The sequence below is a fragment of the Paenibacillus sp. MAEPY2 genome (assembly GCF_000499205.1).
Classification (GTDB): Bacteria; Bacillota; Bacilli; order Paenibacillales; family Paenibacillaceae; genus Paenibacillus; species Paenibacillus vandeheii.
The window spans coordinates 78,044-92,976 of the sequence record NZ_AWUK01000037.1 but is presented as its reverse complement, the minus strand read 5'-3'; the positions used below and the strand labels follow the sequence as shown (position 1 = coordinate 92,976).

Genomic DNA, 14,933 nt, shown 5'->3' with positions numbered 1-14,933 from the left:
GGAACCTGTTATTCCCTTTCCTGTATCATACCCACGAATTACCCCATTTTAATGACAAATAAAATTGTAAATTTATTCAATTTTAACGAGCGGTTTCTATCTCATTCAGGATTGATGATAAAACACGTAAGAGTGATATTCATTTCATTCAAATATTCTGATAACAACGACAAAAAGCGCAATTGCTCAGCCCGTTACAGGTGAGACAATTGCGCCTAAGTATTCTCCGGATTAGCAGGATTACCATCCGGATCTATAATCAATCGATTCATTCTTTTCAAGTTAAACGGCATTTGGCCTGAGGCTGAAATTCAGTCTCCAGCGGAGAATGGAACCCTAGTTTTATTCCGTATGTTTACGATAAGCATCCGCATTCATCAATGTGGACAATGCCGCTGTCAGATCGCCCTCAACACGGATTTCGATCATCCAGCCTTCCTCATATGGAGAGTTATTAACTAACTCCGGGGAATCCTGCAATGCCTCATTTACAGCAACAATTGTTCCACTTACAGGAGAAAACAAATCCGAAACGGTTTTGACGGATTCAATTGTTCCAATGCTGTCTTCCGCCTTTACATCCGATTCAAGGTCAGGCAATTCTACAAACACAATGTCACCCAGCTGATGCTGCGCGAATTCGGTAATGCCAATACGTACGGTATCCTCCCCTACGGTCTGCACCCATTCGTGCTCTTCACTGTACAGGAAATCACTTTTCAATTCGCTCATCGATATCCGCCTCGCTTTTCATTAAATGAGTGCATGCGCTTCTTTGACCTTAACCTTTTTCCCAAAACATAGCGTATGATATTTTAGAATCAAATGTCAAGATACCTTACAATTTATTTGATTTTCTTCCTTATATGCCTGTAACTCCATTGGACTCTCTCTACATATAATGGTGAATATTAGAAAAGTAAGCGTACTCTTTAAAAATATACGAACATTATATAATTATCTTGAAATATCATTCGGATTTTTTGTTGATTTCTATGATATCGTTCTTGACATCAATAGTCGATTCAGGCTTTAATGAGAGTAGTAAATATGTTTATTGGTCTATGCAATACCCGCGGATGAATGTAAAGGGAGAGATTACCCTTGACACCCGAATCAGGGTGTACTTGCGGTAACGCCGAAGGAGTAAACCACCGACAAGCGGGAGGTGAATCTCTCAGGCAAAAGGACTTTTACGGGACGCAACTCTGGAGAGCATCTATTCGCCCTGTGTGGGCGTTATGATCACCCAAGGGGAAACCTGCTGCATCATGCGGCGGGGTAACTCTCAGGTACCAAGGACAGAGCCTAAGAATACAGCGTGCTTCTGGCATGCCGGTTCTTTGGCCTGTCCTTTTCCTTTTTCCCAAAAAAACGAAAACAGGTTATAGAGCGGCGCTGCCTAAAGCGTCCTTACCTTACTTTTATAATTAAATGTTGATGACAGATTCATTTATCCACGGTTATACACTCGGCCTGTTGACGGCCCATGACGAGGTGATTGGATGTCCGATTTGCTTAGAACCCCACTCTTTCCACTCTATCAGCAGTATGAAGGCGTACGATGCATTGATTTTGGTGGCTGGGAGCTCCCGGTACAATTCAGCGGAATTCAGAAAGAGCATGAAGCGGTGCGAGAACGTGCCGGATTATTTGATGTATCCCACATGGGTGAATTCACTGTACAAGGTGAACACGCGGAAGCTTTTTTACAGCACATGACGACCAATGATGTAACAACACTTGTTCCCGGTCAGGCTCAATACACGTTAATGTGTTATCCGGATGGCGGTGTGGTCGATGATCTGTTGATCTATAAACTGAAAGACCAACATTATTTGCTGGTGGTTAATGCCTCCAACATCGACAAGGACTGGTCATGGCTGCAGCAGCACATGTCGCCAGGCGTAACGATGACTAATGATTCCGAACAAACGGCGCTGCTTGCCCTGCAAGGTCCACTTGCTGTGGATATTCTCGCAAAGGTGACAGACACTGATGTGTCTTTGATTGAGCCTTTCCGTTTTGTACCGAATGCGAAGGTATGTGGCGTTACATTGCTGTTATCCCGCACCGGATATACGGGTGAAGACGGATTTGAGCTCTATGTTCCTGCCGAACAGGCTGCTGTGGTCTGGAACGGATTGATGCAGGCGGGAGAAGGTTACGGACTCGTTCCGACCGGACTGGGTGCCCGGGATACGCTGCGCTTTGAAGCCAAGCTTCCCCTGTATGGACAGGAACTGTCTGCAACCATCTCGCCGCTGGAGGCTGGCGTTGGCATGTTTGTGAAGCTGAATGCCGGGCCGTTTATCGGACATGAAGCCTTGTTGCAGCAAAAAAATGATGGGCCTGCCCGCAAGCTGGTCGGCATCGAAGTGCTGGAGCGCGGTATTCCCCGCCCCCATTATCCGATATACGCCGAAGGCGTACAGATTGGTGAAGTAACCACAGGCACCCAATCCCCTACGCTAAAACGCAATCTGGGGCTGGCCTTGATTGACAGCAAATATGCTGCACTGGGTACACCGCTGGAGATTGAGATTCGTGGCAAGAAACTGAAAGCCGAGGTCGTGAAGACCCCTTTTCATAAACGGACACGTGCGCCAAAGACACCTACTCAAGGAGCTGATCAAGCATGAGCAAGCACCGCTACATTCCCATGACCGAGCAGGATCAGAGTGCCATGCTGGCAACCATCGGTGTGGAAACAATTGAGGATCTGTTCCATGACATTCCACAGGAGATTCGCTATCAGGGTGAACTGCCTGTTTCCTCCAAACTGGATGAATATGCACTGACACGTCATATGTCGAAGCAAGCGGGAGCCAATGCCAACTTCGAGACACACGCCAGTTTCCTGGGTGCAGGCATTTATGATCACCACGTTCCTTCCGTCATTAATCATGTCATCTCCCGTTCCGAGTTTTATACTGCCTATACACCTTATCAACCCGAGATCAGCCAGGGAGAATTACAGGCGATTTTCGAGTTTCAATCCTACATCTGTGAGTTAACAGGCATGGCTGTAGCCAATGCCAGCATGTACGATGGTGCGACTGCATTCGCGGAAGCGGGCAATCTGGCAGCAGCAGCAACCCGTCGCAAACAGCTGATTGTGTCACGTACCGTGCATCCCGAATCCCGTCAGGTATTGCAAGCTTATGCACATGGCCTCAATCTGGAGATCGTTGAGATTGGGTATCAAAATGGTGTAACAGACTGGGATGCCCTGCAAGCCGCCGTGTCCGATGACACCGCAGCCGTCATGATCCAGAGCCCGAACTTCTTCGGCGCCGTGGAAAATGTAAAACAGGCCGCAGATCTTGCGCATGCGCACAAGAGCCTGCTCGTAGTCAGCGCCAACCCGCTATCGCTGGGTCTGCTCGAAGCCCCAGGCAAGCTGGGTGCTGACATCGTCGTAGGCGACGCACAACCCCTTGGTATCGCCGCTTCACTTGGCGGCCCTACATGCGGATATTTCGCCGTATCCCAGGCTAATATGCGCCGGATTCCTGGCCGAATTGTAGGCCAGACAACGGACCGCAACGGCAAGCGTGGTTTTGTACTCACGCTGCAAGCACGTGAACAGCATATTCGTCGTGAAAAGGCGACGTCCAACATCTGTTCCAACCAGGCTTTGCTCGCGCTGAGTGCCTCTGTCTATATGTCCATCATGGGTAAACAAGGTATGATCGATGTCGCTGATTTGAATTTGCAAAAGAGCCATTATGCCCTTAACACACTTACCGCAATTCCAGGGGTCTCTCTTACGTTTACTGCACCAACGTTCAATGAGTTTGTTATCCAACTGCCTGAAGGAACAAATGTGGATGCCCTGCAACTGAAATTACTCGATGCCGGCTTCATTGGCGGGTATGAACTTGGAAGGGATTATTCCGAGCTCGCCGGACATATGCTCATTGCCGTTACCGAACGACGCAGCAAGGAAGAGATAGACGAATTCGCACGTGTATTGGAGGGATCGCTGTGACTCAGGAAACGACAACAAAGATAACTTCAGGAACAGGACAACCGGAAACAATAACCTCAGTCTCCACTTCGGGCCAGACGGAAACAGTTACAAAAATCTCTGCCCAAGCTGCCTCTTCAGCACCGGAGCAATCGTTGATTTTTGAACTCAGCAGCCCGGGTCGGGTTGCATACTCTTTGCCAGAATGTGACGTTCCCCGGCAAGCTGCCGATTCCCTGATTCCCCGGGAAATGCTTCGATCGGAAGCTGCAGCATTGCCTGAGGTTTTTGAAGTTGACGTCATTCGCCACTACACTGCTCTGTCTCGTCGTAATTTCGGGATAGATAACGGATTCTATCCTCTGGGCTCTTGTACGATGAAATATAATCCGAAGATTAATGAGGATGTCGCCCGTTACAACGGATTTGCGAAAATCCATCCATATCAGCACGAATCCAGCATTCAAGGTGCACTTGAACTGCTCTACACGTTGCAAAATGACCTTGCTGGCCTAACCGGTATGGATGCCGTTACACTGCAACCTGCCGCTGGCGCACATGGTGAATGGACCGGGCTCATGATGATCCGTGCCTACCATGAAGGTCGTGGTGAACAGCGCACCAAAGTCATCGTACCGGATTCTTCTCACGGAACCAACCCGGCAAGTGCAACCGTAGCAGGTTTCGAAACGGTAACGATCCCTTCCCGCGCAGACGGTCTGGTAGATCTGGACGCACTCCGTGCTGCTGTAGGGTCGGATACCGCAGCGTTGATGCTGACCAACCCGAACACACTCGGACTTTTTGAAAAGGACATTCAGGAGATTGCCTCCATCGTGCATGAGGCTGGTGGCTTGCTGTACTACGATGGTGCCAACTCCAATGCTATCATGGGCATCACCCGCCCTGGCGATATGGGCTTTGACGTGGTGCATCTAAACTTGCATAAAACGATGAGCACTCCGCACGGCGGAGGTGGACCTGGTGCCGGACCGGTTGGCGTGAAGAGCCGCTTGATTCCGTTTCTGCCGAAACCGATGGTCATCAAAAATGATGAGGGCATATATACGTTGGATCGCGAAGGTGATCAATCCATTGGCCGGGTCAAAGCGTATTATGGCAACTTCGGTATTCTGGTCCGTGCCTATGCCTACATTCGCACCTATGGACCTGAAGGCTTGCGCCGGGTATCCGAATGTGCGGTGCTCAACGCCAACTACATGATGGCCCGTCTCGCACCTTACTACGAGATTCCGTATCCAGGCGTGTGCAAACATGAATTCGTGATGTCTGGCCGGGGGTTGAAGCAGTATGGGGTACGTACACTGGATGTCGCCAAACGATTGCTTGATTTTGGATATCACCCACCAACCGTGTACTTCCCACTGAACGTGGAGGAGTGCATTATGATCGAGCCGACGGAAACCGAGAGCAAAGAAACACTGGATGGGTTCATCGATACGATGATTCGCATTGCCAAGGAAGCAGAAGAGACACCTGAACTGGTACTCAATGCCCCTTATGGCACACCGGTTACCCGTCTGGATGAAACAACAGCAGCCCGTAAGCCGGTACTGAACTGCGCTTGCAGTTGAAAGCTAATCGTTATAAATGACCAAAAACAGTCGCACTTATATGCGGCTGTTTTATTTTATTCTTTTTACCTGTTAGATTTATCTCATTCTCTTCGGTCCAGTGCTTTCAATTTTGATCGTATGTCTCTTCGAAGGCTCAGCGAATGATCACCGATGTTACTTCTTACTTTGCGGTAGATAACCGCAGAATAGAAAGTTCCGCTTAAAACAAAAAAAGCCGGTATCTGCTGTAACAACAGATACCGGCAAAATCGCTGCACGACTGCAGCTCTTTTATCGGAAAAAGAAACCCTTAAAATCGGGTGGAAACCCCATAAAATTACGCTTGAATGCTTTGAACCAATTCAACGACTTGTTCAGCCGTTTGCATATCCAGTGCTTTGGCAGCAAGCTCTTGCATGTCTGCACGGGACAGCTTGGTGATCTGACTACGAGCTGGCAGAATGGATGTTGCGCTCATGCTGAACTCATCCAGTCCGAGACCGAGCAGCAATGGAATTGCTGTTTCGTCTCCAGCCATCTCTCCACACATGCCAACCCATTTACCTTCACGGTGCGCTGCATCAATTACCATTTTAACCAAACGCAAGATGGCAGGGTTGTATGGTTGATACAGATAAGCCACACGCTCGTTCATACGGTCAGCAGCCATTGTGTATTGAATCAGATCGTTTGTTCCAATACTGAAGAAGTCCACTTCTTTGGCAAATTGATCCGCCAGAACCGCAGTCGAAGGAATTTCGACCATGATTCCCAGTTGGATGCTGTCTGAAACAGCAATACCTTCAGCAACCAGCTTTTCCTTCTCTTCGAGCAGGACAGCCTTCGCTTCACGGAATTCACCCAGTGTTGCGATCATTGGGAACATGACACGCAGGTTACCATGTACGCTTGCACGCAGCAATGCACGCAATTGCGTACGGAATATATCCAGACGGTCCAGACACAGACGAACTGCGCGGAAACCGAGGAATGGATTCATTTCTTTTGGCAAATCCAGATATGGAAGCTCTTTGTCTCCACCGATGTCGAGTGTACGAACGACAACAGGTTTGCCTTCCATTTTCTCCAGTACAGCCTTGTAAGCATTATACTGAATGTCCTCGGAAGGTAGCTTGTCTCTGCCCATATACAGGAACTCGGTACGGTACAAGCCTACAGCCTCGCCGCCATTTTCCAGAACACCGGCAACATCATTCGGAGTACCAATGTTGGCTGCCAGTTCCACATGAACGTTGTCCACCGTTACCGTTGGCTCATCACGCAGTTTTCTCCACTCGGCACGTTGTGCATCGTATTGCTCCTGTTTGGAACGATACTCAGCAATAACATCATCCGTTGGATTAACCAGTACATGACCGTCCAAACCGTCAACGATAATCATATCGCCTTGTTTTGCTTGAGCCAGAATGTCCTTGGTTCCAACGACAGCCGGGATTTCAAGCGAACGAGCCATGATTGCGGAGTGCGAAGTACGTCCACCAATATTGGTTGCAAAACCTTTTACATATTGACGGTTCAGTTGAGCCGTGTCGGAAGGCGTAAGATCCTCCGCAAGCACGATCACTTCTTCACTGATCTCAGCTGGACTCATGAATTCAATACCAAGCAAGTGATTCAGCACACGTTTGGTTACATCACGCATATCTGCAGCACGTTCCTGCAGGTATGCACTCTTCATGTTTTCGAACATTTCGATAAATTGCGTTGCTGTTTCGTTCAATGCGAATTCCGCATTAACCTTATCATCTGCAATTTTCGCTTTAACCGGATCAATCAGTTCCGGGTCATTCAGAATGAGCAAATGCGAAGCAAAAATCTCAGCTTTTTTCTCGCCAAGCTCTTGTAAAGTACGCTCTTTGATCGCCTCAAGCTCAGCTTGGGACTTGCCCAGAGCTGAGTCGAGTTTCGCGATCTCTGCGTCAACGTCGTTGATTTCGCGTTTTTCTACAGAGTAATTGGGATGCTCCAAGATAAACGCCTTGGCGATAGCAATACCCGCCGAAGCCGCGATCCCAGAAACATTAAGCATTAATTTCGCCCAGCCCTTCGTTAACCATAACGTCTGTCAGAGCTTGAAGAGCTTCAGCTTCGCCTTCGCCTTCAACGATGATGTTGATGGTGTCGCCTTGTTCCAGACCGAGGGAAAGTACGCCCAGGATGGATTTCAAAGTTACTTTTTTACCGTTAGCTTCTGCAAAGGATTCTGCACCTTTGAATTTGTTTGCTGTATTAACCAGGGCTGTCGCCGGACGTGCGTGGATACCATCTTCGTCTGTAATTCTGAATGTTTGTTGCATTACAATCATCTCACTTTCAATAATTTAGTTTAGGCATTGCATCTATTTACACTTGCTTGCCATTGTCGTAACACTTCTTATTTTATCTCAATGATTGGCTGATCGCCAATTTTCAGTACGCCGCTCTTCTTAAGCGTCACTGTTGAGCCTTCTGGCAGGTTGGTGAAAATGACCGGAGAGATGATCGATGGCGCGTTGGCTTTGACATACTCCAGATCCACTTCCATAATCGGCTGTCCTGCGGATACCAGATCGCCTTCCTGTACAAGCACGTTAAAGCCTTGACCTTTCAGCTTCACCGTGTTTACACCTATATGAACAAGCACTTCCTTGCCACCGTCGGACATAATACCTACGGCATGTTTGCTTGGAAATACGTTAAACACTTTACCATACACCGGCGATGTAATGGTACCATCATGTGGCAGAACAGCGAAGCCGTCACCTGTCATTTTTTCAGCAAATACCGGATCAGGAACGTTTGTGATGTCCATCAGTTCACCATTCACTGGCATAACGATGTCCTCGGCAACAATACGTTCGCCCTCTGCCCCTTGTTCCTTCTCCTCTTCAGGAGTTGGTTTGACATCAGCTGCTGGCGTTGGTGCCGGTGTCCGTCCTGCAATGATATCCTGCATCTGGGATTTAATCGTATCTGAGCGAGTACCGAAGATGGCCTGTACATTATTACCCACCTCAAGCACGCCAGATGCACCCAATTGTTTCAAACGATCTTTATTTACACTGGATTTCTCATTTACTTCAATCCGCAAACGAGTGATACATGCATCCAGATGTTTGATATTCTGCTGTCCACCGAAGGCGGCAAGAATGTTGTGAGGCAGTTCATCCGTTGAACCTGAACCTCCGCCCGAAGCTGTTTCAGGAGTTGCGTCTTCACGTCCAGGTGTTTTCAGATTGAATTTGCGAATGATGAATCGGAATCCGAAATAATAAATCACTGCAAGAATCAAACCTACGATAATAACATCCCACCAAGCCGTGCGATTCGGGATAATCCCGAAGATCAGGAAGTCAATGAATCCACCGGAGAACGTCATCCCGATTTTGACTCCAAGAATTTGCATTGTCATGAAAGACAAACCTGCAAAGATACAGTGTACTGCAAACAGGATTGGTGCTACAAACAGGAATGAGAACTCAAGCGGCTCTGTAATCCCTGTCAGGAACGAAGTCAGCGCAGCTGATCCCATGATCCCTGCAACATACTTTTTGTGTTCCGGTCTTGCTTCATGGTACATCGCAAGTGCCGCAGCTGGCAAACCGAACATCATGAACGGGAATTTACCAACTTGGAACGTTCCTGCGGTAAGGTTCACACCATCACGCAGTTGATTGAAGAAGATTTGCTGGTCGCCACGAATGACATCTCCAGCTTTGTTCACATATTCACCGAACTCAAACCAGAATGGCGAGTAGAAAATGTGATGCAGACCGAACGGAATAAGTGACCGTTCTACGACCCCGAAAATGAACGCCGATAATGTCGGACTTGTATCTACCATGAAGTGAGATACAGCATTCAGTCCATTTTGAATCGGAGGCCAGATGACCACCAGAAGCAACCCGATCAAGAGGGAAACGACTGAAGTGATAATCGGGACAAAGCGTTTACCTGCAAAGAAACCAAGGTAAGACGGCAGTTCGATTTTGAAAAATCGATTGTAACATAGTGCGGCGGTAATACCTATGATAATACCTCCGAACACGCCGGTACTCAATGTAGGGATACCCAAGATGCTGGCATAACCTGGTACTTCACCGATCATCGCTGGCGTAACACCGACAGCCGTACCCAGAGTCACGTTCATGACCAAGTAACCGATGATGGCCGCAAGACCTGCGACACCTTCACCTCCGGCCAGCCCGACGGCTACCCCGACAGCGAACAGCAATGCCAGATTATCAAATACGATTTGTCCCGCATTCATCATAATCGTCGCGATTGAGCTCACCCATGGAGTATCTAGCACGGTAGCATACTGTAGGAAATCCGGGTTCACAAGCATATTACCGATTCCTAGCAGTAGACCTGCCGCCGGCAGGATGGCTACAGGTAGCATAAGAGCTTTACCTACTCTTTGCAACACACCAAAAAGCTTTTTAAACATTGCGTCGTATCACCCTTTCTTTTAATTTTTTATGTTGTGAAGCAAGCAAGGGAAAACAAAAAAGGCACGAGTTAATAAAGGAAATTGATCCAACCTTCGGGTATAGCATACCCGGTATAAGGTAAGAACAATCACGCTCTATATAACTCATGCCTGATCGAATCAGTAACACGTCGTTTGTGTTTATTCAGTTGCTTGATTACGGAAATCATTGTAGCACCACTTTAAAAGCGATGCAAGCCTTTACACGAAATTTGTCTAATTAGAATTCCACTAGTGGAATTATTTCACTTGTTCTCTTCTTCTTTCCTTTGATTCAAGCGTTGCAAATGAATGGTCAGATAGCCTACTTCAGCAGGATATACAGGGAGATTCAACCTTTTTTCCATCACCTTGGTTAGCTTCCATGCAAGCGAGTACATTTCAGGATACTCCAACTTCAACAGGGAATCCAATTTATGAAGTTCTTCCACTTTGTCTCCCCGACGGACACGCTCCAAGGCGAATCGAAGATGGGTCAGCAACCGGGAGTAGTCCAGTGATTCCGTCTCAAACGAATAATCCAGTTGGGTGGACACCAGGCTCACCAAATCGGTAATCAGTTGGGAATGCTCCCGAACTTGAGAAATATTTTGGTTGGTCATGGCGCTGTAAATGTGAAGCGCAATAAAGCCGATCTCATCCATTCCCAAATCTACGCCCAATTTTTCCTTAATCAAACGCACCGCATAATCACCCATGCGATATTCGTCAGGATAGATTTCACGGGTTTCATATAGAAAAGGATTTTGTATGATAATGCCTTGTTCTTTCCGTTTTAATGCAAAAGAAATATGATCGGTCAATGCGATATGAATATGTTCGTTTAAAGGAACGTCCGTATGTTCTGCAATATACGTAATGACTTCATTAATGATTTCAATCAAGGCTTCATCCACTTGTGGAAGAAGCTGTTTATACTGCTCTTGCTCCTGCTGGTTTCTCAGAATGAACATCTTCTCCACAGCCATCAGTGGAATAATATCATTTGTTTTCCGATTGAAGCCGATGCCTTTACCAATCACGACAACTTCTCCATGTTCAGGATGCTGTGCAATAATTACATTATTATTTAGAGCTTTGGCTACTTGCAGGCTACTCAATGTTTGCACCTCTTTTTCACACCATCTTAGGTGTGATTCAGTCACACCCTAGTAAGAACGAAAAGACATCCGGAAGCGGGCAAACCGCGCCGGACGTCTCGCTTAAAAAGTAACAAAAATTCGTCTTAAGGTCAATAGAGCATGAGTGCTTTACGAATCGTTGTCTTACTCATCAACACCAGCTTTTTCCACAATCTTGTCGATTATAGAGGGAGTCGTTACAGGCTCACTCTGTTGAATAGCAACCGGTGCTGCTGTTTTAGGCTTGGTGAAACCTTTAATTAACTGCTCCACATCAATGCCGGAGACACTTTTGAGCATCTCGGGAGCCGTTGCCATGAGCTCTGTTACATAATTGCTTACACGGGCAGCGCCTTCACCCTTACCTGTATCCACAACGGTCAGCTTATCAATCGCGGAAATCGGCTCCGCAATTTTACCAGCAAGTTCAGGCAGCATTTTGACGATGATATCGAGCACGGCAGCTTCGCCAAACTTTTGGAATGCTTCGGCCAGCTTCTCCTTCGCTTCTGCTTCGGCAAGACCTCTCAGACGAATAACCTCTGAATCCGCTGTACCTTTGGCAAGTTCTGCATCCGCCATAGCCTGCCCTTCAAGCCGCTTCTGCTCAGCTGTTGCCTTGGCATGCGTCTCGATAGAATACTGTATCGCATCGGCTTCACGCATTCTTTTGGCTTTATCCGCTTCGGCAGCCTGCTCCACCGCGTAACGATCGGCTTCTGCTTTTTTCTTCACTTCAGCATCATATTGCTTCTCACGTACGATAATTTCTTTCTCTTGCAGGTCAATTTCACGTTCCTTACGAACGAGTTCAACCTTCATCTCTTCCTCTACCACGGTTTGTCTTGCACGCGCTTCGTGGATATGGTACGCCTGATCCGCTTCCGCCTTCGCTGTATCCTGATCCCGCTTAAACGTAGCAACTTTCAGTTCCTTCTCTTTTGCAGCTTCAGCGATATTCGTATCACGCAGCAGCTCCGCTTTTTGCCCTTGCTCTTCTGCATTGGCCTTCTGAATACGTGCATCCCGCATCGCTTCCGCTTCCGCAATTTCAGCATCCCGCTTAACGGCTGCTATTCTCGGTTTACCGAGAGCATCCAGATAACCTTGTTTGTCACGAACGTCTTTGATTGTAAAAGAGACAATTTGCAGTCCCATTTTTTTCAGATCTCTGGCTGCTACGCCTTGAACCTCTTGCGCGAAGCGATCTCGGTTACGGTATACTTCCTCCACCGTCATCGTTCCGAGGATGGCCCGCAAATGCCCCTCGAGAACCTCCTGTGCTTCACCTCTTAACGATTCCACTGGCTTACCAATAAATTGCTCCGCTGCCGTGGCCACGTCTTCTACAGCGCTTCCCACCTTGATAATAGCGACACCATCGGCAATGACCGGTACACCCTGTTCCGTGTATACTTCCGGTGTGGAAACATCCAGCTTATGGGACAACAGCGAGATAAACTCCGACTGCTGGAACACAGGCAAGATAAACGCGCCGCCACCACGAACAATTTTAATTTTTCGACCGGAGTCGTCGTCCGAAATGTTTTTGCTGCCAAGGAACGAACCTGTTACGATCATGGCTTCATCCGGCCCAACCGTTTTGTACCTCGCCCAGAAAGCCAAACCAAGAATCAAAATTACACCTACAACAATTGCAGGAACCAACAACACATCCATATCCAGATTATTCATTCCACATCTCTCCCCTTATTCCATAAGTGCTTACACTGCTAACGGTTAAACTACCTTAAACATCTTTAAGTACATCTTCATCCCATTCCGATACACGCAGCACACCTTCGGTTACATCTACAACTACAACACGCGCTCCCGCCGCAATGGGACGATGTTCGAAGCTGGATGCTGTGTGAACTGTATTACCGGCAGCAATTCGAATCATGACTTCTCCAAAACCCTTTTCCGGTACCGGAATGGTAATTTCTCCAATTTTCCCGGATAGCTCTTTCATGGAAAACGCAATGGAGACGTCACTGTTACGCATTGGCTTGATATATGCAAAGAATACCAGCATGGCTGCAGCAATACCTATAAGCAGGGATAGTATCAGTGCCGAAATCGCACTTATCGAGCTATAACGTGTCAGCATAATACCGGCCCCGCCAAAAGTCGTTATGGAACCAGCCAGCACAACAGGTTTGAAAAAATCAAGGCCAGGCATTTCAAAGGCCCCGTCCAGCAAGCCATCAATCAAGTCACCTAGCACAAGGCTGACGACTGCAAATATGGCTCCTCCAATCAGACACCCCCAATAGATTGACTCCATTCCCCGTTCCTCCTCTCTTCTGCCGCAATTCCATCCAACTGGGCATTCCTCATGTAAATAAATACGTAGCAAGGTGCCATGATGTTTCAAAATCTTTCCTCATTTGTATTCAAGACCCGATAATGGTTATTTTCGTTGCAATATGACCCACTAGCTGGAACATTCTCAGATTTGCTCTTATTCACATCAAAAAACCGCAAATCTCCGTTAAAGGAGACTTGCGGTTCCAGAACACATTGCTGTGCCTTCATGTTTTGTTTTTACAGAGAAGCCTTGTAGATGGATACAACATCTTCACGTTGCAATTTTTTGAAGTTACCAAATGGGCCGAAGAGCATAGCTTTATCAGCCATAACTTCGATTTGGCTGTCATCGATATCATAATCAGCCAGACGGTTAGGTGCACCAATGGATGTCCAGAATTTGCTTAACGCTTCGATGCCTTCTTCAGCAATCTGTTTGTCCGATTTACCTTCAGGGTTAACTTCGAACACATTGATCGCCAGACGTTTGAAACGATCCACATTTACGTCCACATTATGCTTCATCCAATGCGGGAACAGAATCGCCAATCCTCCGCCATGTGGGATATCATATACTGCGGATACCGCGTGTTCGATATTGTGAGTAGCCCAGTCACCAGCGAGACCCATGTTCAGTACGCCGTTCAATGCCATCGTTCCGCAGTACAGAATCGTTTCACGCAGTTCATAGTTCTCCAGGTCTTCAACCAGACGAGGTGCTGCATCCATAACTGTCCGCAGAATTGTCTCACAGAATCCGAGCTGAACCGGTGTGTTGGCATCCAGGTGGAAGTAATGCTCCAGTACGTGGGACATCATATCCACCATGCCATAAACCGTTTGGTCCAGAGGAACGGTATATGTATTTACCGGATCAAGGATCGAGAACGCAGGGAACGAATATGCACTGCCCCAGCCCAATTTCTCCTGTGTATCCTGATTCGTAATAACCGAACCGGAGTTCATTTCCGAACCGGTTGCAGCCATTGTGAGCACGGTACCGAGTGGAAGAGCATCCTGTGCAACGGCTTTGCGCTGAGCAAAGTCCCACATGTCGCCATCATACTTGGCACCTACGGCAATTGCCTTGGCACAATCCAGCACACTGCCGCCGCCTACAGCGAGGATCAGGTCGATGTTGTTCGTTTTGCAGAGGTCTACACCTTGGTGAACAGTCGAAAGACGCGGGTTCGGTTCCACACCAGCCAACTCCGTAACTTCAGCTCCAACTTCCTTGAGCAGTCCGATCACTTGATCGTACAAACCGCTGCGTTTGATACTGCCGCCACCATATACAAGCAGAACCCGTTTGCCGTATTTCGGTACTTCGGTTTTCAGTGCTTCCAGCTGACCTTTACCGAAAATCAATCGGGTTGGATTATAAAATTGAAAAGATCTCATATCTATGTCGCCTCCAATGGAGATTCATATTTTAGTGCAACTCCCATTATAGTACCCCA

At 47.5% G+C, this 14,933-nt stretch carries 11 protein-coding genes and 2 riboswitches; of the genes, 3 read left to right on the top strand and 8 right to left on the bottom strand.

From position 1 onward, the window contains the following. Positions 1-342: 342 nt before the first annotated feature. Complete coding sequence (gene gcvH / locus P364_RS0126780) at positions 343-732, bottom strand: glycine cleavage system protein GcvH (protein ID WP_024633107.1); 390 nt, start codon at positions 730-732, stop codon at positions 343-345. A gap of 347 nt (positions 733-1,079) precedes the next feature. Then, a riboswitch (glycine riboswitch) is annotated at positions 1,080-1,203 on the top strand. 3 nt (positions 1,204-1,206) lie between these two features. Beyond that, a riboswitch (glycine riboswitch) is annotated at positions 1,207-1,307 on the top strand. Between the two features lie 198 nt (positions 1,308-1,505). On the opposite strand from gcvH, the gene gcvT reads away from it, so the two are divergent. The 3 genes from gcvT to gcvPB all read left to right on the top strand — a co-directional run bounded on the left by gcvT (position 1,506) and on the right by gcvPB (position 5,568). After that, a complete protein-coding gene (gene gcvT, locus P364_RS0126775; RefSeq protein ID WP_024633106.1) occupies positions 1,506-2,642 on the top strand; it encodes a glycine cleavage system aminomethyltransferase GcvT in 1,137 nt (378 codons plus the stop codon). Then, entirely contained in the window at positions 2,639-3,994 is a 1,356-nt protein-coding gene (gene gcvPA / locus P364_RS0126770) for an aminomethyl-transferring glycine dehydrogenase subunit GcvPA (protein ID WP_024633105.1), read from the top strand. The genes gcvT and gcvPA overlap by 4 nt, the downstream gene beginning before the upstream one ends. Positions 3,995-4,089: 95 nt before the next feature. Continuing rightward, on the top strand, positions 4,090-5,568 hold the full coding sequence (gcvPB, locus tag P364_RS0126765) for an aminomethyl-transferring glycine dehydrogenase subunit GcvPB (protein ID WP_029881324.1): 1,479 nt from the start codon (positions 4,090-4,092) through the stop codon (positions 5,566-5,568). A 319-nt stretch (positions 5,569-5,887) separates the two neighbouring features. On the opposite strand, the gene ptsP is transcribed toward gcvPB, so the two are convergent. From ptsP to P364_RS0126730, 7 genes are all read right to left on the bottom strand, one after another. After that, positions 5,888-7,600, bottom strand: a complete 1,713-nt coding sequence (ptsP, locus tag P364_RS0126760; RefSeq protein WP_024633103.1) for a phosphoenolpyruvate--protein phosphotransferase — start codon at positions 7,598-7,600, stop codon at positions 5,888-5,890. Next, complete coding sequence (locus tag P364_RS0126755; protein ID WP_024633102.1) at positions 7,593-7,868, bottom strand: HPr family phosphocarrier protein; 276 nt, start codon at positions 7,866-7,868, stop codon at positions 7,593-7,595. Before P364_RS0126755 ends, ptsP begins: the two co-directional genes overlap by 8 nt. A 77-nt stretch (positions 7,869-7,945) precedes the next feature. After that, on the bottom strand, positions 7,946-10,000 hold the full coding sequence (ptsG, locus tag P364_RS0126750) for a glucose-specific PTS transporter subunit IIBC (protein WP_024633101.1): 2,055 nt from the start codon (positions 9,998-10,000) through the stop codon (positions 7,946-7,948). 287 nt (positions 10,001-10,287) lie between these two features. Further along, positions 10,288-11,142: a glucose PTS transporter transcription antiterminator GlcT gene (gene glcT / locus P364_RS0126745; RefSeq protein ID WP_024633100.1), complete on the bottom strand. Its 855-nt coding sequence runs from the start codon at positions 11,140-11,142 to the stop codon at positions 10,288-10,290. Between the two features lie 165 nt (positions 11,143-11,307). Next, entirely contained in the window at positions 11,308-12,858 is a 1,551-nt protein-coding gene (locus P364_RS0126740) for a flotillin family protein (RefSeq protein WP_024633099.1), read from the bottom strand. Between the two features lie 55 nt (positions 12,859-12,913). Then, positions 12,914-13,450, bottom strand: a complete 537-nt coding sequence (locus P364_RS0126735; protein ID WP_024633098.1) for a membrane protease regulatory membrane protein — start codon at positions 13,448-13,450, stop codon at positions 12,914-12,916. Positions 13,451-13,710: 260 nt separating this feature from the next. Continuing rightward, positions 13,711-14,874 carry an iron-containing alcohol dehydrogenase gene (locus tag P364_RS0126730; RefSeq protein ID WP_024633097.1) on the bottom strand — a complete coding sequence of 388 codons (1,164 nt, stop codon included), beginning with the start codon at positions 14,872-14,874 and terminating at the stop codon, positions 13,711-13,713. Positions 14,875-14,933: the final 59 nt, after the last annotated feature.

Bases quoted from the DNA above. Each gene is read 5' to 3' on its own strand.
- gcvPA (WP_024633105.1), top strand. From the start codon at position 2,639: ATGAGCAAGCACCGCTACATTCCCATGACCGAGCAGGATCAGAGTGCC.
- gcvT (WP_024633106.1), top strand. From the start codon at position 1,506: ATGTCCGATTTGCTTAGAACCCCACTCTTTCCACTCTATCAGCAGTAT.
- gcvH (WP_024633107.1), bottom strand. From the start codon at position 732: ATGAGCGAATTGAAAAGTGATTTCCTGTACAGTGAAGAGCACGAATGG.
- ptsP (WP_024633103.1), bottom strand. From the start codon at position 7,600: ATGCTTAATGTTTCTGGGATCGCGGCTTCGGCGGGTATTGCTATCGCC.
- ptsG (WP_024633101.1), bottom strand. From the start codon at position 10,000: ATGTTTAAAAAGCTTTTTGGTGTGTTGCAAAGAGTAGGTAAAGCTCTT.
- P364_RS0126730 (WP_024633097.1), bottom strand. From the start codon at position 14,874: ATGAGATCTTTTCAATTTTATAATCCAACCCGATTGATTTTCGGTAAA.
- P364_RS0126755 (WP_024633102.1), bottom strand. From the start codon at position 7,868: ATGCAACAAACATTCAGAATTACAGACGAAGATGGTATCCACGCACGT.
- P364_RS0126740 (WP_024633099.1), bottom strand. From the start codon at position 12,858: ATGAATAATCTGGATATGGATGTGTTGTTGGTTCCTGCAATTGTTGTA.
- P364_RS0126735 (WP_024633098.1), bottom strand. From the start codon at position 13,450: ATGGAGTCAATCTATTGGGGGTGTCTGATTGGAGGAGCCATATTTGCA.